The sequence below is a fragment of the Streptomyces barringtoniae genome (assembly GCF_020819595.1).
GTDB classification, from domain to species: domain Bacteria; phylum Actinomycetota; class Actinomycetes; order Streptomycetales; family Streptomycetaceae; genus Streptomyces; species Streptomyces barringtoniae.
The window spans coordinates 43,052-66,998 of record NZ_JAJHNP010000024.1 but is presented as its reverse complement, the minus strand read 5'-3'; the positions used below and the strand labels follow the sequence as shown (position 1 = coordinate 66,998).

Sequence of the window (23,947 nt, the reverse complement as noted above, 5' to 3'; positions counted from 1 at the left end):
CCGGAGCGCGGCAACGGTTCGGTACACCCGGGACCGGCTGTCCCTGGCGGCCTATACGCTCGGACTCAGCACACACGTCCGTACGCATCAGGCCTCCAGGAGCAGCCATGCAAGGCCACGGCTACGCGCCGCCTCCGCCGCAGCCACCCTCGACCGGGGTGCTGGTCCTGTTGCGCGTGATCTTCGTGGCGTTGGCGTTCCTCAGCATCGGATTCCTGGCGTGGGCGGCCCCGCTGCGTGCGGCGATCGTGACCCGCAGGCCCGCCGAGTGGTGGTTCTTCGGCGGATCCGTGACCGTCCTCGGTATCTGCTTCGCACTCTTCAGCACCGACCACACCGACGACTTCAGCTCGGCGAACGGCAATCTGGGCATGAGCATGCTGCTGCTGAACGCCGTCGCCTGCGTCGCCTACTACCTCTACGCGGACATACGCCACTTCCATCGGCTCCGCCAGGCCTACGCCGGGCAGGTGCGGTTGGGGCCGGGCTACGCATACCCCCAGCCCGTCTCGCCGTTCACCGCGACGACCGCGCCGAGCAGGCCGAGCACGCCGCAACCCCCGTACGTCCCGGCCCCGATGCCCCACGTCCCCGCGCCCCAGCCGCACGTGCCCGCACCGCCCCAGCGCCCGGCGCCCACCCACATCGAGCAGGTCCGCGCCGAACTGGACGAGCTGAGCGACTACCTGCGCCAGCACGACGGCCGGCACGACGGCCGGCACGACGGTCACGAGGGCGGAAGGTGAGCGTGGCGGCAGGACGTGTCGTCGCCGGCCGGTACGAACTGTCCACGCTCATCGGACAGGGCGGCATGGGCCAGGTGTGGACGGCGTACGACCGGCGGCTGGACCGGCGCGTGGCCGTGAAGCTGCTGCGCCCCGACAAGGTGGCGGGCCAGGAGGCGGACGAACTGCGCCGCCGGTTCATGCGCGAGTGCCGGGTGACCGCGCAGGTGGACCACCCCGGCCTGGTGACCGTGCACGACGCGGGCAGCGAGGGCGAGGAGTTGTTCCTCGTCATGCAGTACGTCGACGGCGCCGACCTGTCCGACCACCTCGCCGAACACGATCCGTACCCGTGGCAGTGGGCGGTCGCGGTGGCCGCGCAACTGTGCGCCGTGCTGAGCGCCGTGCACGCCGTGCCGATCGTGCACCGCGACCTCAAGCCGCGCAACGTGATGGTGAAGCAGGACGGCACGGTCACCGTGCTCGACCTGGGCGTGGCCTCGGTCATGGACACCGACACCACCCGCCTGACCCACACCGGCTCCCCGATCGGCTCGCCCGCCTACATGGCGCCGGAACAGGCGATGGGCGGCGCGGTCGGCCCGTACACCGACCTGTACGCGCTCGGGGTGCTGTTGCACGAACTGCTCAGCGGCGACGTCCCGTTCGCGGGCTCGACGGCGCTCGGGGTGCTGCACCGGCACCTGTACGAGCCGCCGCTGCCCGTACGCCGTATCCGCCCCGAGGTCCCCGAGGCGCTGGAGCGGCTCGTGCTGCGCCTGCTCGCCAAGGACCCGCAGCACCGGCCGGCGTCCGCGCAGGAGGTGTACGAGGACCTGGCGGCGCTCCTGCCCGCGCGCGGGACGCCCACCGGGGCGCCCCTGGACCCCACGCGCCCCTTCCTGCGCCCGCACGCCCCCTGGCCGGACCGCGCGCGAACCCCCGCGCACCAGCCCGCCCCCGTCGCGCCGGCGCCGCCGGTGGCCGAGAAGCCCGACGTCGCCGCCGCCGTGGACGAGGTCAAGCGGCTGCTGGGGGAGGGGCGCATCACCCAGGCCGTGGACATCCTGGGCGCGATCCTGCCCGCCGCCGCCGAGCAGCACGGCGAGCACTCCCCGGTCGTGCGCACCCTGCGCAAGCAGTACGCGGCCACGCTCATGGACGACGGCCAGTACCGGCGCGCGCTGCCCGAACTGCGCCGCCTCGCCGACGAACGCGCCGCCGAGGCCGGCCAGGCCGACCCGCAGTCCCTGCGCTACCGCTACGAGGCCGCGCAGTGCCTGGAGCAGCTGGGCCAGCCGGCCGCCGCGCTCGCCGAGTACCGCGCGCTGCTGCCGTACTACGAGAACCAGTACGTCTCCGGCGACCCGCAGCTCGCCCACGACGTCCGCCGGCGCATCGGCCATCTGCTGCTCGCCCTCGGCGACCGGCCGTCCGCCCACGACACCCTCGCCCGGCTGCTGATGGACGTGGAGCGGCTGCACGGCCCCGGTTATCCGATGGCCCTGGAGATCCGGCGCACCCTGCAGTGGCTCGGACAGGTGCGCGGTTAAATATGCCGTTGCCCGGGAGGTTCCTGTGAACTGCCGTGGCACGGCATCGACGTAGGACACGCACGCACCAGGGGTGGGATTCATGGCCGGCCATCGGCAGTCGAAGAAGCGCAGATACATCACGTGGGCGGTGGCCGGGGCGGCCGTCGTCGCGGGCGCCGGTATAGCCGCCCAGACCTCCATGGCCGCCACCGCGTGGCCCGCACAGAAGACCTTCACCGGGCGTGCGTTCGACACCTGCACCGCGCCCTCGCTGTCCACGATGAAGGCCTGGCACACCGGCTTCTACGGTGCCGCCGCCGTCTACGTGGGCGGCAGGAACCGGGGCTGCGCCCAGCCCAACCTCACCGCCTCCTGGGTGAAGTCGGTCAGCTCCCTCGGCTGGAAGCTCGTCCCGATCTACGTCGGCGCGCAGCCGCCCTGCCAGTCCGGTTCCAACCCGGAGAAGCTGACCTCCGCCACCGCCGCCTCCCTCGGGGCGACGGACGCCGCCGACGCCGTGGCCAGGGCCTCCGCCCTGGGCATGAAGGCGGGCAGCGCGATCTACCTCGACATGGAGGCGTACGACACCACGAACACGTCGTGCAACGACGCCGTGCTGACGTATGTGCGCGCCTTCGACAAGGGGCTGCACGCCAAGACGTACCGCGCCGGCTACTACGGCTTCAGCAGTTCCAGCGCCAAGGCCATCGCCACCGCCACCGACAAGACGGACCTGCCGGGCAACCTCTGGTACGCGCTGTGGGACAAGAACAACACGACGACGGCGGACTGGCCGTGGGGCTCCACCCAGTTCACCAACCACAGCCGCGGCCATCAGTACATGGTCAACAGCAAGGAGTCGCACGGCGGGATCACGCTCACCGTCGACCGTGACGCGTGGGACGCGCCGGTGGCGATCACCGGCTGATCCGTGGGCGGCGCGCGCGGCGGTGCCCGAAGCGCGTGCGAATCGTTGGTCGAATGGGTTGGCCACGGCCTGCCCACTGCCTACCATCGATCACCGCAAGACTTTGTGCACCGTCGCACAATCTCCTCGGGAGGTTTCCTTGCACCGCCGCCGTCGCACCGCGCTCCTCCTCACCGCCGCGATCGCCGCCGCGGCACCCCTGCTGACCGCCTGCGGAAACGATGCGCACGCGGGTGCCGCGGCCGTCGTCGGCGGGCAGCGGATCACCGTCGCCCAGCTGGAGAGCCGGGTCGACGAGGTCCGCAGGGCACAGCGCGCCGCGGTTCCGGACGAGGCCCAGTACCAGCAGGTCCTCGCCTCCACCAGCAGTCTCACCCGGGACACCCTGCACAACATGGTCCTCGACCGGGTGCTGCACCGCGCCGCACAGGACGCGGGCATCACGGTCAGCCGCAAGGAGGTCGAGCAGATGCGCGCCGGGCTGGAGCAGCAGGCCGGCGGCGCCAAGGGGCTGCAGACGGCCTGGCTGCAGAAGTACGGCATCGCCCCGGCCCACCTCGACGACAACCTCCGGCTCCAGCTGGAGGCGCAGAAGCTGGCCCTGCAGCTCGGCACCGACACCACCCAGCCGGCCTTCTGGAAGGCACTGTCCAAGGCCTCCCGCGAACTGCGCATCGACGTCAACCCACGCTACGGCGCCTGGGACGTGCAGAAGAGCAGCCGCGTGGACGCGAAGACGCCGTGGGTGCGGGAGGTCACGACGGCGTCGGGCGGGCAGCCGGTTACGGCATAGGGCAGCCGGTCATACGTTCATATGATCGTCCCCGCCCTGTGGACAACCGAATCCGCTCTCTGCCGCCGTGGGTTACGTTCGGAGCGTGAACGCATCCAGCCCCGACCTCGCCGCCGCCGACCCCGGTCGCATCGTCCTGCTCACCACCAGCCACCGTGTCGCGCCCGGCCTGCTGTCCTGGCCCGCCTGGCAGGCCCTGCGCGGCGCCGACGCCGTACTGTGCGCGGACGGAGCGCATCCGCAGCTGCCGTATCTGCGGGAGGCCGGCATAGCGGTGGGGGAGGCGTCCCCCACCGCGCAGGAGCTGGTCGACGCCTGTGCGGGCGGTCGGACGGTGGTGGTCGTCGCCACCGGTGAGGGCGAGCCCGCGCTCACCGACGGCCTGGCCCGGCTGGCCGGCTCCGGCCGTGTCGCCATGCCGGAGCTGGAGCTGCTGCCGGCCTCCTACGACCTCCCCGGCGCCCGTCTGCTGGACCTCGTGCAGGTCATGGACCGCATTCGCGCCGAGTGCCCCTGGTCGTCCCGGCAGACCCACCAGGGGCTGGCGAAGTACGGCATCGAGGAGGCGTACGAGCTGGTCGAGGCGATCGAGGCCGGCGACCGCGAGGAGCTGCGCGAGGAACTGGGCGACGTCCTGCTCCAGGTCGTCTTCCACTCCCGGATCGCCGAGGAGCACCCCGACGCGCCGTTCTCCGTCGACGACGTGGCCGGCGGCATCGTCGCCAAGCTCGTCCACCGGCACCCGCATGTCTTCGGCGACGAGAAGGCCGAGACCCCGGAGGACGTCAAGGCGCACTGGCTGCGCACCAAGGCCGAGGAGAAGCGGCGCACCTCGGTCACGGAGGGCGTCCCGCTCGGCCAGCCCGGCCTGGCCCTCGCCGCCAAGCTCGCCTCCCGCGCGCGCGCGGCGGGCCTCGACGTGCCACTCCCGCAGGGCGAGGGCATCGGCTACCAGCTGCTGGCCCTCGCGGCCCGCGCCGAGACGCAGGGCGTGGACCCGGAGGCGGCCCTGCGCGCGGCGGCACGTGCGTACCGCGACGCCATCCGTGAGGCGGAGGGAGTACCCCCCGAGGCAATACCCACAGCCCCCGACGACCACCAGGACGCGGAGGCCCACCGGGAACCCGCTGACGGAGACGCCCCCGGACGATGACCGTGGCTCCAGGTGGTCATCGGGTTGCGGGGACTTACCGAGGCGACGACCGCGCCCCCGGCGGCTACTAGGACGCGGAGGCTCGCCGGCACCCCGCGGAGGAAGACGCCCGGAGGAGACGACCGCGGCCCCCAGCGGCCCCCGGATGCGGGCGGGATTCCCCGGGGGGAAGACGTCTCCGGCCCGGCCCGCGGAGGGACAGGCCCCGAGGCGACGACCCGGCCCGGGCGGCCACCGGGACTCGGAGGCTCGCCGGGGAGCCCGACGGGGGAAGACGCCCGGAGGAGACGACTGCGGCCCCCAGCGGCCCCCGGATGCGGAGGGGATTCCCCCGGGGGGAAGCCGCCCCCGGCCCGCCTTGCGGAGGGACACGCCGCGATGGCCTTCACCCTGCTGTTCGCCGGCTTCGAGACGACCGTCAACCTCATCGGCAACGGCACCTACGCCCTGCTCCCCCCCGCCCCGCGGAGGGACAGGCCCCGAGGCGACGACCCGGCCCGGGCGGCCGCCAGGACGCGGAAGCCACCCGCACCCCGCGGAGGAAGACGCCCCCGAGGCGATACCCACAGTCCCCGGCGGCCGCCAGGACGCGGAGGCCCGCTGGGATGCGGATACCGTCGAGGAGTGACCGACCAGCCCCGCCCCCAGACCGCCCCCGGCCCGGCCGCGGGCTCCGCTCCCGCCCTGTTCACCTGGGAGTTCGCCACCGACCCCTACCCCGCCTACGCCTGGCTGCGCGAGCACGCGCCGGTGCACCGGACGCGGCTGCCCAGCGGTGTCGAGGCCTGGCTGGTCACCCGGTACGCCGATGCCAAGCAGGCCCTCGCCGACCAGCGGCTGAGCAAGAACCCGGCGCATCACGACGAGCCCGCGCACGCCAAGGGCAAGACCGGCATTCCCGGTGAGCGCAAGGCCGAGCTGATGACCCATCTGCTGAACATCGACCCGCCGGACCACACCCGGCTGCGCCGGCTGGTCAGCAAGGCGTTCACCCCGCGCCGCGTCGCCGAGTTCGCGCCCCGGGTGCAGGAGCTGACCGACCACCTCATCGACCGGTTCGCGGCGAAGGGCTCCGCCGACCTCATCCACGAGTTCGCCTTCCCGCTGCCCATCTACGCCATCTGCGACATGCTCGGCGTCCCGCGCGAGGACCAGGACGACTTCCGGGACTGGGCCGGGATGATGATCCGGCACGGCGGAGGGCCGCGGGGCGGGGTCGCACGGTCGGTGAAGAAGATGCGCGGCTACCTCGCCGAGCTCATCCACAAGAAGCGCGAGGCGCTGCCCGCCGATCCCGTGCCCGGCGAGGACCTCATCTCCGGCCTCATCCGCGCCTCGGACCACGGCGAGCACCTCACCGAGAACGAGGCCGCCGCGATGGCCTTCATCCTGCTGTTCGCCGGCTTCGAGACGACCGTCAACCTCATCGGCAACGGCACCTACGCCCTGCTCACCCACCCCGCCCAGCGCGAGCGCCTCCAGGACTCCCTGGCCAGGAGGGAAACGGACCTCCTGGAGACCGGGGTGGAGGAACTCCTGCGCTACGACGGCCCGGTGGAGCTGGCCACCTGGCGGTTCGCCACCGAGCCGCTCACCATCGGCGGACAGGACATCGCGCCGGGGGACCCGGTGCTCGTGGTGCTCGCGGCGGCGGACCGGGACCCGCAGCGGTTCGCCGACCCGGACGTGCTGGACCTCGCCCGCCGCGACAACCAGCACCTCGGGTACGGCCACGGCATCCACTACTGCCTCGGCGCGCCGCTCGCCCGGCTGGAGGGCCAGACCGCGCTCGCCACTCTGCTCACCCGCCTGCCCGACCTGCGGCTGGCCGTCGATCCGGCCGACCTGAGATGGCGTGGCGGGCTCATCATGCGGGGCCTGCGCACCCTGCCCGTGGAGTTCACGCCGCTCCGGGCAGGCACCGCCGATCAGTAGTCCAGTCCCGCGAACCAGTCGCCACGGCCGGCCGGCGTCAGGTCGAGGAGGTGCCAGACCGGATTGAGGAGGTCGATGCCGCGCTGGTCGATGTCCTCGGCCATGCGGGGATGGGCGGAGTAGAAATGGCGGACCGTGCCGTCCGCGTCCCGGGTGAAGACGGAGACGGTGGAGTCCTGCACGCCGTTCTCGTCCTCGCTGCCCAGGTCGTACTTGAAGGTGCTGTCCCCGGCGCTCAGCAGCCGCAGCCGGGACCAGCCGCGGCCCCGGGCGTGCCGGCGCAGCGTGGGCAGGTCGGCGGCCGCGGTGACCACGAGGTCGGCGTTCCGGGCGATGTGGTGGGCGACGCCGTTGAAGCCGTCGATCCACAGGGTGCACATCGGGCACGGGTCGGTCTGCCGTTTGCCGTACATGAAGTGGTAGACGATCAACGGGCGGTCCGGGCCGGTGAACAGTTCGCTCAGCCGCACCTCGCGGACGGGAGTGTCGCCGGCGTCGAGCTCGGCGGGGCCCTCGAGGAAGACGTAGTCGTCGACCTCGGCGCCCTGCGGAAGCGCTCTGCGCAGGGCCGCGACCTGCTCGCGGTGCCGCATGAGTTCGATCTCGGCGCTGCGCAGCTCCTCGCGGGCGGCGAGGTAGTCCGCGGACTCTCCGGACAACCGGGTGTGCCGCAGCATCGTGTCCTCCTGGGTGGGAAGCCCCCCGGATCGGGTCCAGTCCATGGTTCCGGCCCGATCGCGCGCCGGGCGTGAGGCGTCGCCGTTCCCGGCGGGTGACAAAGTCGCCCTTCCCGACGGGTGACAAAGGGGACGGCAGGGGACAATCGGCCGCCGCGCAGGACGAGATGACAAACTTTCAACTCTGTGATCTTCACGTGATCTGCGCGGCATGAACTTGTGACAAGTGATCGTCTGCCGCTACGTTCACCCATCAGTGTGGCGGCCCGGCTTCGGCTGCCGCGCCGGTTCTGCTGTCGCACGAAAGGCTTCCGCATGCTCTCCGGGAACGGTCGTCACCGTCGCCCCCGTCAGGCTCCGGCCCTCCTCGTCGCGGCCGGCGTGACCGGCTCCGCCATCGCAATCCCGCTGCTCGGCGCCGCCAGTGCGCACGCGGCCGACGGAACCACGTGGGACAAGGTCGCCGAATGCGAGAGCGGCGGTTCCTGGAGCGCGGACACCGGAAACGGCTACTACGGCGGTCTGCAGATCTCGCAGGGCGACTGGGCCAAGTACGGCGGCACGCAGTACGCCGAGACCGCCGACCAGGCCAGCCGCTCCCAGCAGATAGCCGTCGCCGAGAAGATCCTCGCCGACCAGGGCACCAAGCCGTGGGCCACCTGTGCCCTGCTCTCCGGGCTGACCTCCGACTCCGCCTCGGTCGACGTCGACACCGGCGTCGGCGGCTCCGGCGGCAGTGACGGGTCGACCGGTGCGTCCGGCTCGGCCCAGGGCTCCGACTCGTCCGGTCTGCCTGATTCGTCCTCACCCGGCTCCGATTCGGGCTCGGGTTCGGACTCCGGCTCCCTCTCCGCCTCGGGTTCGGACTCCTCCGGCTCCGCCGCGGACTCCAGCGCCACGCCGACCCCGAGCCCGGGCAAGGACACCGCCGGCACCCCCGGTACGGTCGACGGCTCCGCCGGAACCAGCACCCCCAAGTCCGACAAGACAGACAAGTCAGGCTCGCACGACGGCGGAAACCCGCAGGGGTCCGACAGCTCTCCCGCGGCGACACCAGGTACCGACAACTCGGACAATTACCAGCAGAGTGCCGGTTCTTGGAGCCTGGTCGACACCGGCGCGCTCGGCAATGGCGGACGCCATCGCGGCGAAAGCGCGGACGAAAACGTGACAAACGGTCAGAACACCACTCCTTCGGGCCGTCACGCCAGCCGCGAACCGGGCACCTACACGGTCCGTGAGGGCGACTCCCTCGCCTCCATCGCCGACTCGCTTGGCGTCGACGGCGGGTGGCATGCCCTCTATGTCGGCAACGAGAAGGTCATCGGCGCCGACCCGGACCACATCGCCGCCGGTCAGACCCTGAACGTCCCTGCCGAAAAGGGCAACGACTAGCGGAAGTTGACGCCCCACTTCGCGGCTGATGTCCGGTTTGGTGAAAGTGTGGGATGAGTCTCAGAAGCCCTGATCGTCTTTGAAATTCCGTCGATCGCATGTCTACGGTCAGGACCGCTCGTCACCACGAGCCCCGGCAGCCGCAACGCCGAATCCTGCCAGCGGCTGCCCGGGAACAGTCGTCGCGTCAAGCGCCGTAGGCAGGAGCGGGGGACCCAAGGTAAGCGCCGGGCCCAGCGGTTGACGCTGGACCGGCTTGGGGTGAAGCCGCGTCTCGCGAGAGCGAGTGCGCGGCCGGGCAACTCAACCGGCCCGAACCCGACAGCTCACCTCGCAGGCGTCGGTGAGGGGATCGATCCATGCTGTTTTCCGGCAAGGGCAAGCACCGTCGCCCGTCCAAGGCCGTCCGCGCCATCACGCTCGCCGGTGTCACCGGCGCCGCCGTCGCCGCCCCGCTGATGGCGGCCGGCAACGCCTCCGCCGCCACCGCCTCCGAGTGGGACGCGGTCGCCCGGTGCGAGTCGGGCGGCAACTGGTCCATCAACACCGGCAACGGCTTCTACGGCGGTCTGCAGTTCACCAACTCCACCTGGGCCGCGTACGGCGGCACCGCCTACGCCGCGCGTGCCGACCTCGCCACCAAGGCGCAGCAGATAGCCGTCGCCGAGAAGGTCCTCGCGGGCCAGGGCAAGGGCGCCTGGCCGGTCTGCGGCACGGGCCTGTCGGGCACCCCGTACGGCGGCTCGGCCCCGGCGGCGACCACCAAGAGCACCACCACCAAGAGCACCACCACCCGCTCCACCGACCAGCAGGCCGCCACCCGCTCCACCACGCGCAAGGCCCCGTCGGCGAGCAAGACCGTCACCACTCCGACCGGCAAGAAGGTCAAGAAGGGCGACGGCGAGTACAAGGTCGTCAAGGGCGACAGCCTCAGCGCCATCGCCGAGAAGCACGGCGTGAAGGGCGGCTGGCAGAAGCTGTTCGAGCTGAACAAGGACATCGTCCAGGACGCCAACCTCATCTACCCGGGCCAGCAGCTGCACCTGAAGTGACACCTGGCCCCGAGCGGACCCAAGTGCCCTCACATCCCCGGCCCGCACACTGAAGGCCTCGTGAGGGCCACCCCCGTCCCCACGGGCTCCCCGCCCCGGCGCGTGTTCCCCCGTACGCGCCGGGGCGGGGTTTTTTCTGCCTGCTTTCCCCACTCTTCACCTCGGCCTCATCCGGAGGCCCCTTTGTTCCGTCGGTGAACAATAGGTACCGTCTGCGTGTCCTTCCCGTCCACGGGACGGTCGGTCGGTGGCCGACGGCCCGGGGACGGTTAGGCTCTAGTCGCAAGGCGCGGCCGTCAGGTACACGCCCCGCACTTCCAGCGTCACATCCCAAGAAGGAGATGCTCGTGCCGTCCATCGACGTCGTCGTAGCCCGGGAAATCCTGGACTCCCGAGGCAACCCCACGGTCGAGGTCGAGGTCGGCCTCGACGACGGCAGCACGGGTCGTGCCGCCGTCCCGTCCGGCGCCTCGACGGGCGCCTTCGAGGCCATCGAGCTGCGCGACGGTGACCCCAACCGCTACCAGGGCAAGGGCGTCGAGAAGGCCGTCCTCGCCGTCATCGAGCAGATCGGCCCGGAGCTGGTCGGCTACGACGCCACCGAGCAGCGCCTGATCGACCAGGCCATGTTCGACCTGGACGCCACCGACAACAAGGGCTCCCTCGGCGCCAACGCCATCCTCGGCGTCTCCCTCGCCGTCGCCCACGCCGCGTCCGAGGCGTCCGACCTCCCCCTCTTCCGCTACCTGGGCGGCCCCAACGCGCACCTGCTGCCGGTGCCGATGATGAACATCCTCAACGGCGGCTCGCACGCGGACTCCAACGTGGACATCCAGGAGTTCATGATCGCCCCGGTCGGCGCGGAGTCCTTCTCCGAGGCCCTGCGCTGGGGCACCGAGGTCTACCACACGCTGAAGAAGGTCCTGAAGAGCAAGGGCCTGTCCACCGGCCTCGGCGACGAGGGCGGCTTCGCCCCGAACCTCGGCTCCAACCGTGAGGCCCTCGACCTCATCATCGAGGCCGTCAAGGAGGCCGGCTACGCCCCCGGCCAGCAGATCGCCCTCGCGCTCGACGTGGCCGCCTCCGAGTTCTACAAGGACGGCAAGTACCTCTTCGAGGGCAAGGAGCGCTCCGCCGCCGAGATGACGGAGTACTACGAGGAGCTCGTCGCGGCCTACCCGCTCGTCTCCATCGAGGACCCGCTGTTCGAGGACGACTGGGCCGGCTGGAAGGTCATCACCGACCGTCTCGGCGACAAGGTCCAGCTGGTCGGCGACGACCTGTTCGTCACCAACCCCGAGCGCCTCGCCCGCGGCATCGAGGAGGGCACCGCCAACGCCCTGCTCGTGAAGGTGAACCAGATCGGCTCGCTGACCGAGACCCTGGACGCCGTCGAGCTGGCCCAGCGCAGCGGCTACAAGTGCATGATGTCCCACCGCTCCGGCGAGACCGAGGACGTCACCATCGCCGACCTCGCCGTCGCCACCAACTGCGGCCAGATCAAGACCGGCGCCCCGGCCCGCTCCGAGCGCGTCGCCAAGTACAACCAGCTGCTGCGCATCGAGGAGATCCTCGACGACGCCGCGGTGTACGCCGGCCGCAGCGCGTTCCCCCGCTTCAAGGGCTGAGCCGACCCGGGCTAAGTCTTAGCCAGTCATACGTACGTCCCCGTACCCGGTCCCGTACCGTGTCCGGGGACGTACGCACGTGTGAGACTCGGACACAAGGGGAGCGGAGGACCGATGGCCGTGAGGGACCGGGACCGTTTCTCCACCGCGACCAGGCTGCGGCTGCTCGGCGAGCAGACGGCGGCCCGGGTCTACCGCTCACAGACCAGGCGCCAGGCCCGCCGCTCCCGGCTCACCGGCCGCGCGGCGCTGCTCGCGCTGGTGCTGTGCTCGCTGATCGTCGCTCTCGCCTATCCGATGCGGCAGTACGTCTCCCAGCGCGCGCAGATCTCCGACCTCCAGCGGCAGCAGGAGCAGGCCCGCAAGCGGGTCGAGCAGCTGCGCGACCTCAAGGCGCGCTGGCAGGACGACTCCTACGCCGAGCAGCAGATCCGGCGCCGGCTGCACTATGTGATGCCCGGCGAGACCGGGTACGTCGTCATCGACCCCGGTGCGGCCAAGCAGTCCCGCACCGACCTCAGGGCCGCCCGCCGGCCCTGGTACGCGAACGTCTGGGACGGCGTCGACAAGTCCGACGCCTCCGACCAGTAATCGATAGAAAGCCGACCTGAAGCAGTCATGGAAACGCCCCCGCCCGCCACGCCGCGCACAGAGCCCACCGACGCGGACGTCGAGGCCTTCAAGCAGCAGCTGGGCCGCCCGCCGCGGGGCCTGCGGGCCATCGCGCACCGCTGCCCGTGCGGTCAGCCGGACGTCGTGGAGACCGCCCCCCGGCTGCCCGACGGCACGCCCTTCCCGACGACGTTCTACCTGACGTGCCCGCGTGCCGCCTCGGCGATCGGCACGCTGGAGGCGGACGGCGTCATGAAGGAGATGACGGAACGCCTCCAGAACGACCCCGAGTTGGCCGCGGCCTACCGTGCCGCCCACGAGGACTACATCGCGCGCCGGGACGCCATCGAGGTCCTGGAGGGCTTCCCCAGCGCCGGCGGCATGCCGGACCGTGTGAAGTGCCTGCACGTGCTGGTCGCGCACTCGCTGGCCGCCGGCCCGGGGGTCAACCCGCTGGGCGACGAGGCGATCGCGATGCTGCCGGAGTGGTGGCGCAAGGGACCGTGCGTGCAGCCGCTTCAGGCGCCCGACCCGGCGGACGAGCACCCCGGTGAGGAGGGTGCCGTCCTCGACCCCGCCGAGGTCCGCAGCGGCTTCTTCGCGTACCGGCCGATGGTTCCGGAGGGCTTCTTCAGGGTCGCCGCCGTCGACTGCGGCACGAACTCCATCCGGCTGCTCGTCGCCGACGTCAACCCGGCCACCGGTGAGCTGCTGGAGCTGGACCGGCGCATGACGATCGTGCGGCTCGGCCAGGACGTGGACCGCACCGGCCGGCTGGCGCCGGAGGCGCTGGAGCGGACCTTCGCCGCCTGCCGCGAGTACGCCGGGGTGATCCGTGAACTCGGTGCCGCCCGGGTGCGTTTCGTCGCCACCTCCGCCTCCCGCGACGCCGAGAACCGGGACGACTTCGTGCGCGGGGTGCTGGACATCCTCGGCGTCGAGCCGGAGGTGATCAGCGGCGACCAGGAGGCCGAGTTCTCCTTCACCGGTGCCACCAAGGAACTCAAGGGGCGCGAAGACCTCACCAGGCCCTACCTGGTGGTGGACATCGGCGGCGGTTCCACCGAGTTCGTCGTCGGCGACGACCGTGTGCGGGCGGCGCGGTCCGTGGACGTCGGCTGCGTACGGATGACGGAACGTCACCTGGTGCGGGACGGCAAGGTCTCCGACCCGCCCACCGAGGAGCAGGTCGCCGCCATGAGGGCCGACATCGAGGCGGCCCTGGACCTCGCCGAGGAGACGGTCCCGCTGCGCGAGGCGCACACCCTGGTGGGCCTCGCCGGGTCCGTCACCACCGTCTCGGCCATCGCGCAGGAGCTGCCCGAGTACGACTCCGAGCGCATCCACCACTCCCGCGTCTCCCGCGACCGGGTCCGCGAGATCACCGAGTGGCTGCTGCGCTCCACGCACGCCGAGCGCGCCGCGATCCCGTCCATGCACCCGGGCCGGGTCGACGTCATCGGCGCGGGCGCCCTCGTGCTGCTCGCGATCATGGAGCGGATCGGCGCCGAGGAGGTCGTGGTGAGCGAGCACGACATTCTCGACGGCATCGCCTTCAGCGCGGCCGAAGCGGCGGCATCGGGCAAGGAGGCCGCCGGCCTGCGATGACGTGGAGCGGCCCCGGTCCTCCTGGGGAGGAACGGGGCCCGTCGCCTGGGCCCGAGCGGGCCGGCCGTCAGTTGCAGAGCAGGACGATGAGGCCTTCGCACCCCCCGTCGTCGTCATCGGAGTCGTGGTGCCCGCCGGAGCCCCGGTGCTCGTCGTGGCCGCCGGAGCCCCCGTGCTCGTCATGGCCGCCTGCGGGGGCGGCGGCCTTGGCGGTGAGGTGAGTGGCGGGGGCCGCGGCGACGGCGGAGGCGGCCGTGGCGGTTCCCGCCGCGAGGGCGACACCCAGGACCGCGCCGACCGCGCCTATTCGCGAAAGGGCCTTCTTGAAGGCCGTCTGTGAAGTGCTCATGCAGGCACGCTATGTGCCACTCTGCCCTGCATCGCGCGGTGTGTGACCGACCGGGTGAACACGGGCCCGCCCAGCGGTCCGGCCGGGTGAAGCCCTGTTGTCCGGCTCTCATTTGTTACTGATGGGTAGCCACTGCTGAGCAGGTCGGATAACGTTTGAGCAGCCTCCGGGCCGCCCGTCGGGCATCCTTCGGGCCTCGCGATGACGTCGCGTCGAAAACCTTCGTGAAGTTCTTCACAAGGATTTCGGCCAGGTCGGGGCGCGGAAGGCGGTCCGTTGACCCTTTCAGGGTGCCAAGGGGCCCTTGAACATGTTCAGATTGGTGGTGTACGGCACCTTCGGATCGCGTGTCGACGGAGGTGTTTCGGGCGACTCACGCCCCCGTCCGTCACCGAGAGAGGCAGCTCACGCGGCCTTGACAACGACCCAAAGGGTGCCGCGGTTCCCCTCGCCGGTCATGATCTGCGTCACGCGGGCCGCGCAGTGTAGCACAGGCCCTGTCGGAGCTTGTGAAGGGGCGCACGAGCGACCCCCCATCCGCGGGTGGATACTCGATGGCATGAGCACCACGGAGCGTCCCAGGATCCTCGTAGTAGGCGGTGGGTACGTAGGCCTGTACGCAGCTCGGCGCATTCTCAAGAAGATGCGCTACGGCGAGGCGACCGTCACGGTCGTCGACCCCCGGTCGTACATGACCTACCAGCCCTTCCTCCCCGAAGCCGCCGCCGGCAACATCTCCCCTCGCCACGTCGTCGTCCCGCTGCGGCGCGTGCTGCCGAAGGCGGAGGTCCTCACCGGTCGGGTCACCACCATCGACCAGGACCGCAAGGTCGCCACGATCGCCCCGCTGGTCGGCGAGGCGTACGAGCTGCCCTTCGACTACCTCGTCATCGCGCTCGGCGCCGTCTCCCGCACCTTCCCGATCCCCGGCCTCGCCGAGCAGGGCATCGGCATGAAGGGCATCGAGGAGTCCATCGGCCTGCGCAACCACGTGCTGGAGCAGCTGGACAAGGCCGACTCCACGACCGACGAGGAGATCCGCCGCAAGGCGCTCACCTTCGTCTTCATCGGCGGTGGCTTCGCGGGTGCGGAGACCATCGGCGAGGTCGAGGACATGGCCCGGGACGCGGCCAAGTACTACAAGAACGTGTCCCGCGAGGACATGCGCTTCATCCTCGTCGACGCCGCCGACAAGATCCTCCCCGAGGTCGGCCCCAAGCTTGGCCAGTACGGCAAGGAGCACCTCGAGGGCCGCGGCGTGGAGATCTACCTCTCCACCTCCATGGACTCCTGCGTCGACGGCCACGTGGTGCTGAAGAACGGCCTCGAGGTCGACTCCAACACGATCGTGTGGACCGCCGGCGTCAAGCCGAACCCGGCCCTGTCCCGCTACGGTCTGCCGCTCGGCCCGCGCGGCCACGTCGACTGCGAGCCCACGCTCCAGGTCAAGGGCACGGACTACATCTGGGCCGCCGGTGACAACGCGCAGGTCCCGGACCTCGTCGGCCGCAAGGCGGGCAACGAGAACGCCTGGTGCCCGCCCAACGCCCAGCACGCGCTGCGCCAGGCCAAGGTGCTCGGCGACAACGTGGTCTCCGGCATGCGGGGCTTCCCGCAGAAGGAGTACGAGCACGCCAACAAGGGTGCGGTGGCCGGTCTCGGCCTGCACAAGGGCGTGGCGATGATCGTCATGGGCAAGATGAAGATCAAGCTCAAGGGCCGCCTCGCCTGGTACATGCACCGTGGCTACCACGGCATGGCGATGCCGACCTGGAACCGCAAGATCCGCATCTTCGCCGACTGGACGCTCGGCATGTTCCTCAAGCGCGAGGTCGTCTCCCTGGGCGCCATGGAGAACCCGCGCGAGGAGTTCTACGAGGCCGCGAAGCCCGCACCGGTCGCTGCCGCCAAGACCGAGGAGAAGGCCAAGGCCTCCTGACCCGGGCCGGCTGAACACGCCGAAGGGGCCGCCTGCCATCCGTGGTGCGGGCGGCCCCTTCGGCGTGTGCGTCCCCGGCCCCGGCCCGCCGGGGCCGGGGACGCACTCCGGTCAGATGGACACGGCGGAGCCCTCGGCCCGGGGGCCGTGCTCCGGGGCCTTGATGCTGTCGAGCACCTGCCGGTAGTCCTGGTCGACGGCGTGCCGCTGGTCGTCGGTGCCGACGATCATGACCATCATCGCCTGCTCACCGTGGTCGACCATGCGGATGTGCCCCGTCCTGCCGTCGGCGCCGACGAGCCTGGCCTCCAGATAGTGGTCGCCGTCCTTGGTGCCGTCATGGACGTCGGTGCTGCGCAGCCTGGCGCCGACATCGCCGCTGTTGTAGCCGTCCACCGCGCCCTTGAGACCCGTCTTCAGGTCCCACGGCTTGTCCGGGGCCTTGCCGGGCCCGTCGAAGACCGAGAAGCCCATGGCCCCGTATCCGGTCGGCACCAGGTAGGAGCGGCTGTTGACCCCGTGCGCGCTGTACTTCTGCACCACGGGCTTTCCCGGGAGCCGGACGGTGATGCCGCTCGGGCTGTCGGTGATCTGCTTCCACCGGGGGGCGGCATCGGGGTGGCCTGCGGTGGTGACGGCGGCGGTGTGCGGAGCCGCCGGGGCGGCGAACGCGCTGCCGGCCGACAGCCCACCTGCGGTGATCACCGTCGTCGAGGCGGCGAGCAGGGTCAGGCGCTGGAACTTGGAGAGACGAACCATGGCAATGCACATCCGTTGCGGAGAGGGGGAAGCCGGGTACGTCATCCATTACGGCCCGGTTCCCTCAGGCGCGTCATGCCCCTGCAAGTCGTGACTTGACCGACGGGCGGTGCTTCCCGCACACTCCGCGCCCCATCTGCATGGCATATGCAACTATTTTGCTCGGTTGTAACTCCTTTGCGGGACTGCGCCGAACGGCCAACGGTGTTTACGTGGTTACCGGCATCCGGGATCTCGTCTTGGAGGTGTGCGCCATGGCCGACGCCGCGTCGCGGCTGAGGAGTCTTGCCGAGCAGCTGCTGGGAACCCCGCTCCCGCTACGGATCCGTGCCTGGGACGGGTCGCAGGCCGGGCCGCCGGGTGCGCCGGCGCTCGTCGTACGCAACCGCCGGGCCCTGCGCCGCATGCTGTTCAAACCGGGCGAGCTGGGCCTCGTCCGCGCGTGGGTCGCCGGCGACCTGGACATCGAGGGCGACCTGTACACCGCGCTCGAGGCCCTGGCCGGACTGGTGTGGGAGCGCGGCGAGGACGCCCCCGGCGTTCTGCAGGCCCTGCGCGACCCCGCCGTCCGGGCCGCCGCCCGCGAGCTGCTGAGGCTGGCCGGGCCCCCGCTCCCGCCCGCCCCGCCGCGCGAGGAGGTCCGCAGGGCGCGCCGGCATCTGCACACCCGGCGCACCGACAGGCAGGCCATCAGCCACCACTACGACGTCGGCAACGACTTCTACGAGATCGTCCTCGGCTCCTCCATGGTGTACTCCTGCGCCTACTGGGAGGACGGCGGAACCCTGGAGACCGCCCAGCGCGACAAGCTCGAACTCGTCTGCGTCAAACTCGGGCTGACCCCTGGTCAGCGGCTGCTGGACGTCGGCTGCGGCTGGGGCTCGATGGCCGTCCACGCGGCCCGCGAGCACGGCGTGAACGTCGTCGGGGTCACCCTGTCGCAGGAGCAGGCGGCATACGCCCGCAAGCGCGTCGCCGACGAGGGGCTGACCGACCGGGTGGAGATCAGGGTCCAGGACTACCGGGACGTGACGGACGGCCCCTTCGACGCCATCTCCTCCATCGGCATGGCGGAGCACGTCGGCGCCGCACGCTATCTGGAGTACGCCCGCCGGTTGCACGACCTGCTCAAGCCCGGCGGGCGGCTGCTCAACCACCAGATCGCCCGCCGCCCCCAGCGCGACGAAACGGCGTACTCCGTGGACGAGTTCATCGACGCCTACGTCTTCCCGGACGGCGAACTCGCCCCCATCGGCAGCACCGTCACCCAGCTGGAGCTCGCCGGGTTCGAGGTGCGCGACGTGGAGTCCCTGCGCGAGCACTACGCCCGCACCCTGCGCCGGTGGGTCGCCAACCTGGAGGGGGAGTGGGGCCGCGCGGTCCGCCTCACCAGCCCCGGCCGGGCCCGCGTCTGGCGGCTGTACATGGCCGCCTCGGCGCTCGCCTTCGAACGCAACCGGATCGGCGTCAACCAGGTCCTGGCGGTCCGCAGCCCGGAGTCGGGCGTGTCCGGGCTGCCGCTGCGCACCCGCACCTGGAACACCTGACCCGGGTACGGCAGAAGGGGGGCCCTTTTCCCGGGCCCCCCTTCACCGTCGTACCACCGCTACTCGGCCTTGATCGCCGCCAGCATGTTCAGCCTGGCCGCGCGCCGGGCCGGCCACAGCGCGGCGAGGACGCCGACCGTGCCCGCCAGCAGCAGGAAGACCGCCATCCGGCCCCAGGGCAGGACCAGTTCGTACGTCGGCATCTTGGTGCCCAGCAGCTCACCGGCCGCCCAGCCGAAGAACACGCCCAGGCCGATGCCGAGCACCCCGCCGAACAGGGAGATCACCAGGGACTCCAGGCGGACCATCCGCTTGACCGCCTTGCGGTCCAGGCCGATCGCGCGGAGCATGCCGATCTCCTGGGCGCGCTCGAAGACCGACATGGCCAGGGTGTTGATGACCCCGAGGACAGCGACGATCACCGCCATGCCGAGCAGGCCGTAGAGCATGTTCAGCATCGTCGTGAAGATCTGCGCGATGCTGTTGGAGATGTCCTGCTTGTCCTGGATCTTGATGGCCGGGTTGGTGCCGAGGACCTTCGTCAGCCGGGTCTTCGTCGCCTCGGAGGCGCCGCCCGCCGTCTTGACCATGACCTGCATGTCGGCCGGGTCCTTCAGGTGCGGGGTGAGGACCTTGTTGTCGAGCATGATGCCGTTGATCATGTCGTTGCCCTCGTAGACGCCGGCGACGGTCAGCTGCCGTGACCGGCCGTCCTCGAAGTGCGCCGTGACGTGCGAACCGGGCGCCCAGCCGTTCTCCTTGGCCCGGTCCTTGTCCACGACGATCTGCGAGCCGCCCACCGTGAACGTGCCCTCGTCCACCTTCAGGTCGGTCAGCTTCCCGATGGCCGAGCCGTTGACGCCGGTCAGGAACTCGGTCTTGCCGTCGATGCGGGACTCGGCGTTGCGCAGCGGGCTGCTGGCGGTGACGCCGTCGGCGGCGGCGAGCCTGGTCGCCACGTCCGGGGAGAGCGGGGAGCGGTTGGCCATCGAGACGACGTAGTCCGCGCGGATCGCCGAGGAGGCCATCTTGTCGATCGCGGTCTGCAGGCTGCCCGCCATCACCGTCATGCCGGTGATCAGGGTCAGGCCGATCATCAGCGCGGAGGCGGTGGCCGCCGTACGGCGCGGGTTGCGCACCGAGTTCTGGCGGGCCAGCTTGCCCGAGACACCGAAGGCACGCAAGGCCGGGGCGGCGGCCGCGATCAGCGGTCGGGACAGCAGCGGGGTCAGGATGAACACGCCGATGATGAGCAGGACCGCGCCGATGCCCATCGGGCCCTGGGCGGAGTCGGTGTCCATCGACGTGGCCGCGAGGACCACCGCGACGCCGGCCGCCGCGAACAGCGCGCCGAGCGTGTTGCGCAGCACCAGCGACTTGGTGGTGGCCTTGGCGTGTACGCTGCTCATCGCCGCCACCGGCGGGATCTTCGCGGCCCGGCGGCCGGGCAGCCAGGCGGCCAGCATGGTGATGAGGATGCCGACCGCGAGGGCGGCCACCACGGTGCCGGGGCTGATCACCAGCGGCCCGTCGGGCACGCTCGCGCCGAAGGAGCCCAGCAGCGAGCGCAGGCCCGCGCCGATGCCGACGCCGGCGGCGAGCCCCGCCACACCGGCGACCGCGCCGACCGCGAACGCCTCGATGAGCACCGAGCGGGTCACCTGGCGGCGGGAGGCGCCGACCGCGCGCAGCAGGGCCAGTTCGCGGGTGCGCTGGGCGACCAGCATGGTGAAGGTGTTGGCGATGATGAACGTGCCGACGAACAGCGCGATACCGGCGAACACCAGCAGGGCCTGCTTCAGGCCGCTCATGGAGTCGGCGATCTGCTTGGCCTGGTCGTCGGCGAGCTGCTTTCCGGTGGTGGTCTCCGCCAGGTGCGCGGGCAGGGCCTTGTCCAGGCCGGCCTTCAGCGCGGTCTGGCTGGTGCCGGCCGCGGCCTTGACGTCGATCTCGTCGTACGTGCCCTTCTTGCCGAACAGCTTCTGCGCGGTCGGGGTGTCGAACAGGGCGAGGCTGCCGCCGGCGGAGACGTTGCCGTCGTCGGTGGTGAAGATGCCGGCGAGGGTCGGGGTGAGGACCGGGCCGTTCACGGACAGGCGCACGGTGTCGCCGACCCGGTAGCCGGCGCGCTCGGCGGTCTTGGAGTCGAGCAGCACCTCGCCCGCGCCGTGCGGGGCGTGGCCGCTGACCAGCGGGTACCGGGCGTCCTTGGTGCCCCAGTAGTTGCCGCCGTTGGACTGCCAGTCGCCGCCCGCCAGTTTGCCGTCCTTGTCGGCGACGGCGGTGAAGCCGCTGACGACACCGGTCGCGGAGGCGGCGCCCGGGACCTTCGCGGCCTTGTCCAGCGTGGCCCGGGTCAGGTCGGACAGCTTGCCGACCTGGTCGCCCCTGGACTCCTGGTACTTGGGCCGTACGGCGACGTCGACCTGGTCGAAGCCCTTGGCGGAGCTCTTCTGGTAGGCGTCGGAGATGGTGTTGGTGAAGACGAGCGTCCCGGCGACGAAGGCCACGCCGAGCATCACGGCGAGCACGGTCATCAGCAGCCGGGCCTTGTGCGCGAGGACGTTGCGCAGGGCGGTGCGGAACATCAGCTGGTACGGCCCTTCGCGTCGAACTGCTTCATGAGGTCGAGGACGGAGTCGGCCGTGGGGCCGTACATCTCGTCGACGATCCGGCCGTCCGCGAGGAAGACCACGCGGTCGGCGTAGGCGGCGGCGACCGGGTCGTGGGTCACCATGACGACGGTCTGGCCGAGCTCGCGCACGGAGTTGCGCAGGAAGCCGAGGACCTCGGCGCCGGAGCGCGAGTCGAGGTTTCCGGTCGGCTCGTCACCGAAGATGATCTCGGGCTTGGAGGCGAGGGCACGGGCGACGGCCACGCGCTGCTGCTGGCCGCCGGAGAGCTGCGCGGGCCGGTGGCTGAGCCGCCCGGACAGGCCGATCATCGCGATCACCTGGTCCAGCCAGGCCTTGTCCGGCTTCCGCCCGGCGATGTCCATCGGCAGGGTGATGTTCTCCAGGGCGGTCAGCGTCGGCAGCAGGTTGAAGGCCTGGAAGATGAAGCCGATCTTGTCCCGGCGGAGCTTGGTGAGCTGCTTGTCCTTCAGGGAGCCCAGCTCGGTGTCACCGATGCGCACGGACCCGGAGGAGAAGGTGTCGAGTCCGGCCACGCAGTGCATCAGCGTGGACTTGCCGGAGCCGGACGGGCCCATGATCGCGGTGAACTCGGCCTGCCGGAAGTCGACGGAGACCCGGTCCAGGGCGACCACCCGGGTCTCACCCTGCCCGTAGATCTTCGACAGCTCCGTGGCGCGTGCGGCCACGGCGGTGGTCCGGCCGGCGGTGGGTGTGGTGGTCACGGGAAGGTGCTCCTGTCGGGACGACGTGTGTTCCATGGGGACCGTTCCATCGTCCCGGCGCCGGGCGCGGGTGTAGTCAGTCGCTGTTCCGGTTCCGGAGGCCGACTGGGGTCGGACGGGAGAGCGCCGCGTCATACCTGGGGAGGACGGCGGACCCTGAGAGCGGTCGCCGCCGGATCACCGTCGAACCGCTGTCCAACGGTTGTCGAGAACGGGTGGAACACCCTCGTTCGGACGGTGAAATTCCGTCATTCCACGTACGGCCGTACCCCCGTCACGCCACGCTGTTGGCAAGTGCGGATGGCCCGTTCCGCGGGCTGATGCACCCTCAGACGTCAATAAAATAAGACAACATCGGTCCGCCCTTCCGCTGTTCGGGGGATGCGTCCCGATAGGCTCGAACCTCGAAGCGGAGCCCATGGCCTGCCCGGATGGTGGAATGCAGACACGGCGAGCTTAAACCTCGCTGCCCCTTCGCGGGCGTGCCGGTTCAAGTCCGGCTCCGGGCACCAACCGCACCCCTGCCGCAGGGGCGGGCGTCGCGACCGCGCATCCCCATTGACATCGCTTGCCTCCCGGCGCACACTCACGTCCACCGTCAGTGAAGGAAATTTCACCAGACGAACAGAGCACCCATCGCCGCCTGGGGCAAGGACGCCACGGGAAGGGGCAGAACCGATGCGCACCTCCGTCGGGATCATCGGAGCCGGACCGGCCGGACTGCTGCTCGCGCGGCTGCTGCACCGTGCCGGCATCGAATCGGTCGTCCTGGAGAGCCGCGACCGCCCTTACGTCGAACATCGGCAGCGCGCCGGAATCCTGGAGCAGGGCACGGTGGACGTACTGCGCGCGGCCGGCGCCGGGGAGCGGATGGACCGGGAGGGCCTGCGGCACGACGGCATCGAGCTGCGCTTCGACCGGCGCCGCCACCGCGTCGACTTCCCCGGCCTGACCGGCGGCCGGTCGGTGATGGTGTACGCCCAGACGGAGGTCTGCAAGGACCTGATCGCCCTTCAGCTGAAGGACGGTGGGCCACTGCTGTTCGAGGCCGAGGTGCTGGCGGTGGAGGGCGCCGAAGGCGACCGGCCGCGCATCCGGTTCCGGCGCCAGGGGCGCGAGGACGTGCTGGAGTGCGACTACGCCGTCGGCTGCGACGGCTTCTGGGGCGTGGCCCGCAGGGCCTTCCCGGCCGCCCTGTCCCGCGTCTTCGAACGGACGTACCCCTACGCCTGGCTGGGCATCCTCGCCGACGTCGCGCCCTCCCACGACGAACTCGTCTACGCCCGCCACGACCGCGGCTTCGCCCTCCTCTCGATGCGCTCCCCGTCCGTCTCCCGCCTCTATCTCCAGGTGCCCGCCGGCGCGGACGGCGACGACTGGACCGACGACGAGATCTGGTCGGAACTGGAACGGCGCCTGGAGACCGACGACGACTGGCGGCTGGAACGCGGCCCCATCACCCACAAGTCGGTCACGCCGATGCGCTCCTTCGTGCACGAGCCGATGCGCCACGGCAGGCTCTTCCTCGCCGGTGACGCAGCCCACATCGTGCCGCCGACCGGGGCCAAGGGGCTGAACCTCGCCGTCGGGGACGTCGTCACCCTCGCCCGCGCCCTCACCCACGAGAGGGAAACCGGCTCGGCGGACCTCCTCGACGCCTACTCCGCGACCTGCCTGCGCCGCGTCTGGCAGGCCGAGCGGTTCTCCTGCGACATGACGACGATGCTCCATCCGGCCCCGGACGCCACGCCCTTCGACGCCCGCCTCCAACTGGCCCGGCTGGAGCGGATCGCCTCCTCCCGCGCGGCCGAGACCGAGCTGGCCGAGGCGTACACCGGGTTCCCGTTGGGTTAGCGGCACGTCTCGGCGAGGTAGCAGGTTCGTCATGGAACGCGATCACCCATGGCCGGGAATCACCGGTACGCGTAGCGTGTTGGTCAGCACGGCAGGGGAA

General features: G+C 71.1%; 19 protein-coding genes, 1 tRNA gene, 1 pseudogene and 1 riboswitch. Of the genes and pseudogenes, 16 read left to right on the top strand and 5 right to left on the bottom strand.

Features of this window, described 5'->3' with window-relative positions; genetic code table 11:
• Positions 1-107: 107 nt before the first annotated feature.
• The 6 genes from LMU33_RS33880 (at position 108) to LMU33_RS33850 (ending at position 7,069) form a co-directional block, all read left to right on the top strand.
• Positions 108-746: a hypothetical protein gene (locus tag LMU33_RS33880; RefSeq protein WP_228624647.1), complete on the top strand. Its 639-nt coding sequence runs from the start codon at positions 108-110 to the stop codon at positions 744-746.
• A gap of 38 nt (positions 747-784) precedes the next feature.
• A complete protein-coding gene (locus LMU33_RS33875; RefSeq protein WP_283844259.1) occupies positions 785-2,278 on the top strand; it encodes a serine/threonine-protein kinase in 1,494 nt (497 codons plus the stop codon).
• Between the two features lie 82 nt (positions 2,279-2,360).
• Positions 2,361-3,188 carry a glycoside hydrolase domain-containing protein gene (locus LMU33_RS33870; RefSeq protein WP_228624644.1) on the top strand — a complete coding sequence of 276 codons (828 nt, stop codon included), beginning with the start codon at positions 2,361-2,363 and terminating at the stop codon, positions 3,186-3,188.
• Between the two features lie 139 nt (positions 3,189-3,327).
• Complete coding sequence (locus LMU33_RS33865; RefSeq protein ID WP_228624642.1) at positions 3,328-3,981, top strand: SurA N-terminal domain-containing protein; 654 nt, start codon at positions 3,328-3,330, stop codon at positions 3,979-3,981.
• A gap of 85 nt (positions 3,982-4,066) precedes the next feature.
• A complete protein-coding gene (locus LMU33_RS33860) occupies positions 4,067-5,134 on the top strand; it encodes a nucleoside triphosphate pyrophosphohydrolase (RefSeq protein WP_228624640.1) in 1,068 nt (355 codons plus the stop codon).
• 624 nt (positions 5,135-5,758) lie between these two features.
• Entirely contained in the window at positions 5,759-7,069 is a 1,311-nt protein-coding gene (locus tag LMU33_RS33850) for a cytochrome P450 family protein (RefSeq protein WP_228624792.1), read from the top strand.
• On the opposite strand, the gene LMU33_RS33845 is transcribed toward LMU33_RS33850, so the two are convergent.
• Positions 7,063-7,746: a DUF899 family protein gene (locus tag LMU33_RS33845; RefSeq protein WP_228624638.1), complete on the bottom strand. Its 684-nt coding sequence runs from the start codon at positions 7,744-7,746 to the stop codon at positions 7,063-7,065. The two genes, LMU33_RS33850 and LMU33_RS33845, sit on opposite strands and share 7 nt — an antisense overlap.
• 315 nt (positions 7,747-8,061) lie before the next feature.
• On the opposite strand from LMU33_RS33845, the gene LMU33_RS33840 reads away from it, so the two are divergent.
• From LMU33_RS33840 to LMU33_RS41765, 6 genes and pseudogenes are all read left to right on the top strand, one after another.
• A complete protein-coding gene (locus LMU33_RS33840) occupies positions 8,062-9,141 on the top strand; it encodes a transglycosylase family protein (RefSeq protein WP_228624636.1) in 1,080 nt (359 codons plus the stop codon).
• A gap of 182 nt (positions 9,142-9,323) precedes the next feature.
• A riboswitch (cyclic di-AMP (ydaO/yuaA leader) is annotated at positions 9,324-9,496 on the top strand.
• Between the two features lie 4 nt (positions 9,497-9,500).
• Positions 9,501-10,193, top strand: coding sequence for a LysM peptidoglycan-binding domain-containing protein (locus LMU33_RS33835; protein WP_228624634.1), 693 nt, complete (start codon positions 9,501-9,503; stop codon positions 10,191-10,193).
• A 341-nt stretch (positions 10,194-10,534) separates the two neighbouring features.
• Complete coding sequence (gene eno / locus LMU33_RS33830; protein WP_228624632.1) at positions 10,535-11,821, top strand: phosphopyruvate hydratase; 1,287 nt, start codon at positions 10,535-10,537, stop codon at positions 11,819-11,821.
• A gap of 114 nt (positions 11,822-11,935) precedes the next feature.
• Positions 11,936-12,412, top strand: a complete 477-nt coding sequence (locus tag LMU33_RS33825) for an FtsB family cell division protein (protein WP_228624630.1) — start codon at positions 11,936-11,938, stop codon at positions 12,410-12,412.
• A 27-nt stretch (positions 12,413-12,439) separates the two neighbouring features.
• A pseudogene (locus tag LMU33_RS41770) lies at positions 12,440-12,841 on the top strand (DUF501 domain-containing protein); the annotation flags it as partial.
• A 204-nt stretch (positions 12,842-13,045) separates the two neighbouring features.
• On the top strand, positions 13,046-14,041 hold the full coding sequence (locus LMU33_RS41765; protein ID WP_228624790.1) for a Ppx/GppA phosphatase family protein: 996 nt from the start codon (positions 13,046-13,048) through the stop codon (positions 14,039-14,041).
• Positions 14,042-14,108: 67 nt separating this feature from the next.
• On the opposite strand, the gene LMU33_RS33810 is transcribed toward LMU33_RS41765, so the two are convergent.
• Positions 14,109-14,390, bottom strand: a complete 282-nt coding sequence (locus LMU33_RS33810) for a hypothetical protein (RefSeq protein ID WP_228624628.1) — start codon at positions 14,388-14,390, stop codon at positions 14,109-14,111.
• 559 nt (positions 14,391-14,949) lie between these two features.
• Here LMU33_RS33810 and LMU33_RS33805 point away from each other — a divergent pair.
• On the top strand, positions 14,950-16,329 hold the full coding sequence (locus LMU33_RS33805) for an NAD(P)/FAD-dependent oxidoreductase (RefSeq protein ID WP_228624626.1): 1,380 nt from the start codon (positions 14,950-14,952) through the stop codon (positions 16,327-16,329).
• A 111-nt stretch (positions 16,330-16,440) separates the two neighbouring features.
• Here the strand turns inward: LMU33_RS33805 and LMU33_RS33800 are convergent, their stop codons facing one another.
• Positions 16,441-17,088: a hypothetical protein gene (locus LMU33_RS33800; protein WP_228624624.1), complete on the bottom strand. Its 648-nt coding sequence runs from the start codon at positions 17,086-17,088 to the stop codon at positions 16,441-16,443.
• Between the two features lie 254 nt (positions 17,089-17,342).
• On the opposite strand from LMU33_RS33800, the gene LMU33_RS33795 reads away from it, so the two are divergent.
• Positions 17,343-18,635 carry a class I SAM-dependent methyltransferase gene (locus LMU33_RS33795; protein ID WP_228624622.1) on the top strand — a complete coding sequence of 431 codons (1,293 nt, stop codon included), beginning with the start codon at positions 17,343-17,345 and terminating at the stop codon, positions 18,633-18,635.
• Between the two features lie 59 nt (positions 18,636-18,694).
• Here the strand turns inward: LMU33_RS33795 and LMU33_RS33790 are convergent, their stop codons facing one another.
• Both LMU33_RS33790 and LMU33_RS33785 read right to left on the bottom strand, forming a co-directional pair.
• The gene (locus LMU33_RS33790; protein ID WP_228624620.1) at positions 18,695-21,223 is read right to left on the bottom strand and encodes an ABC transporter permease; all 2,529 of its coding nucleotides are present in this window, start codon (positions 21,221-21,223) and stop codon (positions 18,695-18,697) included.
• Positions 21,223-21,993 (bottom strand): ABC transporter ATP-binding protein, encoded by a 771-nt coding sequence (locus LMU33_RS33785; RefSeq protein ID WP_228624618.1) that lies wholly within the window; start codon positions 21,991-21,993, stop codon positions 21,223-21,225. Before LMU33_RS33785 ends, LMU33_RS33790 begins: the two co-directional genes overlap by 1 nt.
• Before the next feature lie 425 nt (positions 21,994-22,418).
• On the opposite strand from LMU33_RS33785, the gene LMU33_RS33780 reads away from it, so the two are divergent.
• Positions 22,419-22,505: transfer RNA gene (locus tag LMU33_RS33780), tRNA-Leu, on the top strand.
• 166 nt (positions 22,506-22,671) lie between these two features.
• Positions 22,672-23,847: a 4-hydroxybenzoate 3-monooxygenase gene (locus LMU33_RS33775; RefSeq protein WP_228624616.1), complete on the top strand. Its 1,176-nt coding sequence runs from the start codon at positions 22,672-22,674 to the stop codon at positions 23,845-23,847.
• The last annotated feature ends 100 nt before the right edge of the window (positions 23,848-23,947 follow it).

What these genes read in the sequence shown, in the direction of transcription:
- LMU33_RS33880 (WP_228624647.1), top strand. Translation starts at nt 108, where the DNA reads ATGCAAGGCCACGGCTACGCGCCGCCTCCGCCGCAGCCACCCTCGACC.
- LMU33_RS33870 (WP_228624644.1), top strand. Translation starts at nt 2,361, where the DNA reads ATGGCCGGCCATCGGCAGTCGAAGAAGCGCAGATACATCACGTGGGCG.
- LMU33_RS33845 (WP_228624638.1), bottom strand. Translation starts at nt 7,746, where the DNA reads ATGCTGCGGCACACCCGGTTGTCCGGAGAGTCCGCGGACTACCTCGCC.
- LMU33_RS33840 (WP_228624636.1), top strand. Translation starts at nt 8,062, where the DNA reads ATGCTCTCCGGGAACGGTCGTCACCGTCGCCCCCGTCAGGCTCCGGCC.
- LMU33_RS33835 (WP_228624634.1), top strand. Translation starts at nt 9,501, where the DNA reads ATGCTGTTTTCCGGCAAGGGCAAGCACCGTCGCCCGTCCAAGGCCGTC.
- eno (WP_228624632.1), top strand. Translation starts at nt 10,535, where the DNA reads ATGCTCGTGCCGTCCATCGACGTCGTCGTAGCCCGGGAAATCCTGGAC.
- LMU33_RS33825 (WP_228624630.1), top strand. Translation starts at nt 11,936, where the DNA reads ATGGCCGTGAGGGACCGGGACCGTTTCTCCACCGCGACCAGGCTGCGG.
- LMU33_RS41765 (WP_228624790.1), top strand. Translation starts at nt 13,046, where the DNA reads ATGGTTCCGGAGGGCTTCTTCAGGGTCGCCGCCGTCGACTGCGGCACG.
- LMU33_RS33810 (WP_228624628.1), bottom strand. Translation starts at nt 14,390, where the DNA reads ATGAGCACTTCACAGACGGCCTTCAAGAAGGCCCTTTCGCGAATAGGC.
- LMU33_RS33805 (WP_228624626.1), top strand. Translation starts at nt 14,950, where the DNA reads ATGAGCACCACGGAGCGTCCCAGGATCCTCGTAGTAGGCGGTGGGTAC.
- LMU33_RS33800 (WP_228624624.1), bottom strand. Translation starts at nt 17,088, where the DNA reads ATGGTTCGTCTCTCCAAGTTCCAGCGCCTGACCCTGCTCGCCGCCTCG.
- LMU33_RS33795 (WP_228624622.1), top strand. Translation starts at nt 17,343, where the DNA reads ATGGCCGACGCCGCGTCGCGGCTGAGGAGTCTTGCCGAGCAGCTGCTG.
- LMU33_RS33790 (WP_228624620.1), bottom strand. Translation starts at nt 21,223, where the DNA reads ATGTTCCGCACCGCCCTGCGCAACGTCCTCGCGCACAAGGCCCGGCTG.
- LMU33_RS33775 (WP_228624616.1), top strand. Translation starts at nt 22,672, where the DNA reads ATGCGCACCTCCGTCGGGATCATCGGAGCCGGACCGGCCGGACTGCTG.